The following is a 1,927-nucleotide window of genomic DNA, read 5'->3' as shown; positions in this document are numbered from 1 at the left end:
CGTAAACTGTGCATATCTGCACATTATAAGTAAAATATATTTATTTTTTTACTAAAAAATGCTGTATCCAGCTTTATTAAAAAAGAAAATATGTTCGGCATTTTATTGTGATATTCTTAATACTATGCTATACTATATGTATGAAGGAGAATCTTATACATTACCGCACTTGTGTGTGCAATATTAATTACCATATGGTATGGTCAGTGAAATACTGGCGGAAGATATTGAATGCGGAGATTGAAGCATATCTTCAGGAGCTGGTGCAGGAGATCGCAGCGGATAAAGGTTTTACCGTCCATTTGTTTGAATGCGGGGAAGGAGACCATGTGCACTGTTTTGTGTCTGCTCCTCCCAAATTATCCATAACTGCGATCGTGAAATATCTGAAAGGGATCACCGGCAGGAAATTATTCGAACGTTTTCCGGAAATAAGAGAACAGCTTTGGAAAGGAGAGCTGTGGAACCATTCCTATTATGTGGAAACGGTCGGGTCTGTGTCGGAAGAAAATATCCGCAGATATATTGAGCATCAGAGTAAAGCTTATTGAGATCATAGAGGTGGGAAATGCTGCTGTCAAAGAAAACATCCATAAAGGTCAGTCAGGAATATGCAAACGTCATCGGACATATGTGTTATGCGGCATCCAAGCTCTGGAATGTCTGTAATTACGAACGTCAGCATTACAAAGAAATGGGAATGGAGAAATACCCGGACTGGTATTATCAGAAAAAATCCCATAGAGAGGATCTGTGGTATAAACAGCTTCCATCTCAGACAGCCCAGGAAGTCTGCAAGCTGCTGGATAAAGCATGGAAATCTTTTTACGCCTTGAAAAGATCCGGAGGGATTGAGAATCCCAGACCACCGCGGTTTAAACAGGAAAGTATCCCCATTACCTATATGCAGATGGGAATTGTACATGAATGGGACACAGAAAAAGTCCGTCTGTCCCTTCCAAAAGCATTAAAAAGATATATGGAAGAAACGTATCAGATCCATGAGAACTTTCTTTATCTTGAAAATAAGATTTTCAGGGGCATGGATCAGATCAAACAGTTGCGGATCTACCCACCGGAAAAAGGTGAATGTAAAGTTATTGTTGTTTATGAGATTTCAGAGAGGGAAGAACTTTCGCAGAATGGACACTATCTGTCAGTTGATCTGGGACTTCATAATCTTATGACATGCTATGATTCCGGGAATGGGAATACATTTATCCTGGGCAGAAGATATCTTGCATTGGAAAGATATTTTCATAAAGAGATTGCAAGGGTGCAGGCACAATGGTATGGACAGCAGTCTGTGAAGGAAATAAAACATCCAGTCACATCAAAACATATTCGCAGATTATATCAGAAAAAGCAGAACTCGGTAACGGATTATCTGCACAAGATCACAAGATACTTTGCAAAATACTGCCGTGAACAGGGAATTACCTGTGTTGTGGCAGGGGATATCCGGAATATCCGGAAAGGAAAAGACCTGGGACACAGAACAAACCAGAAGTTCCACAATCTGCCGTATAACAGGCTCTATAGCATGATGGAATATAAGCTTAAGATGTACGGGATCCGTTTTGTAAGACAGGAAGAAAGCTATACCAGCCAGTGCAGTCCGCTGTCACCAGAGGTGGAAAAAAGATATGCACAGCCATGCAACCGAAAACAAAGGGGACTGTACAGGGACAGAAACCGGAAGTATAACGCAGATGCTGTAGGTGCATATAACATCCTGAGAAAATATCTCTCCGTATCCGGAGAGAAAAAGGAACTGTCCGTAACCGGACTAAAAACGCCAGAAATAATAAAAGTAGCTGTATAGCTCTAAAGAGCAAACAGTAGTGGTGTCATGGACGCACCCTGAAAAGGCGGTATCCCGCCTTAATTCAGATGCTCTGGTAACTCAGTTGCCGAGTAGTTCACT

Annotated in this window: 2 protein-coding genes; both read left to right on the top strand. The window is 41.2% G+C overall.

Going from position 1 to position 1,927, the window contains the following annotated elements:
* Positions 1-140: 140 nt before the first annotated feature.
* Entirely contained in the window at positions 141-551 is a 411-nt protein-coding gene (gene tnpA / locus EAI83_RS16965; RefSeq protein WP_192926499.1) for an IS200/IS605 family transposase, read from the top strand.
* A gap of 17 nt (positions 552-568) precedes the next feature.
* On the top strand, positions 569-1,825 hold the full coding sequence (locus EAI83_RS16960) for an RNA-guided endonuclease InsQ/TnpB family protein (protein WP_015526510.1): 1,257 nt from the start codon (positions 569-571) through the stop codon (positions 1,823-1,825).
* The last annotated feature ends 102 nt before the right edge of the window (positions 1,826-1,927 follow it).

Source organism: Blautia sp. aa_0143 (assembly GCF_004167315.1).
Classification (GTDB): Bacteria; Bacillota; Clostridia; order Lachnospirales; family Lachnospiraceae; genus Blautia_A; species Blautia_A fusiformis.
This window is presented reverse-complemented; position numbering and strand designations above follow the sequence as displayed.

Excerpts from the sequence above, each read along its gene's own strand:
- tnpA (WP_192926499.1), top strand. The coding sequence starts at position 141 with ATGAAGGAGAATCTTATACATTACCGCACTTGTGTGTGCAATATTAAT.
- EAI83_RS16960 (WP_015526510.1), top strand. The coding sequence starts at position 569 with ATGCTGCTGTCAAAGAAAACATCCATAAAGGTCAGTCAGGAATATGCA.